The organism is Leisingera sp. ANG-M1 (assembly GCF_000813745.1).
Lineage (GTDB): Bacteria > Pseudomonadota > Alphaproteobacteria > Rhodobacterales > Rhodobacteraceae > Leisingera.
This window is the reverse complement of the sequence record NZ_JWLC01000084.1, coordinates 1-415: the sequence shown is the minus strand read 5'-3', so window position 1 is coordinate 415 and position 415 is coordinate 1. Positions and strand designations below refer to the sequence as shown.

Sequence of the window (415 nt, the reverse complement as noted above, 5' to 3'; positions counted from 1 at the left end):
TTATGCGGAACCGCTGGCAAGCCGGCTGATTGCGTCCTACGACCGCCTGTTCCAGCCCGGAACGGTGATCCGCCCCAAGCCGGAGCATGAAGATCTGATCACTATCTTCACCACCACCGGCGAGTTGCGGTCGGGCGGCTCGATTTTGAGTGAGTTTCCTGGCGGTTACAAGAAAGTGCTGCCGTATTTCATTTCCGATGTGCCGATCGGGCGGTTCAAATTTGTCAAGCCGGGCGAAGCGCTGGGGCTGGGATTTGACGGGCTGATCTTCGTCAACGGCCGCTGGGTGCTGATGCCTAAACCGTGGCGGGCGCTGGAGTAGGGGGCTGAAGCGGCGGGCGCCGGAGGCCTGCGATTGCGGGGGCTCCCGCCCGTCATCGCCCTTGGCGGGGCTCTTCCCGTTGGGCCGGGCGCC

Annotated in this window: 1 protein-coding gene; it reads left to right on the top strand. The window is 64.1% G+C overall.

What is annotated here, in order from left to right:
* A partial coding sequence (locus tag RA19_RS25495; RefSeq protein WP_039168844.1) for a hypothetical protein occupies positions 1-322 on the top strand: 322 nt, incomplete at its 5' end.
* Positions 323-415: the final 93 nt, after the last annotated feature.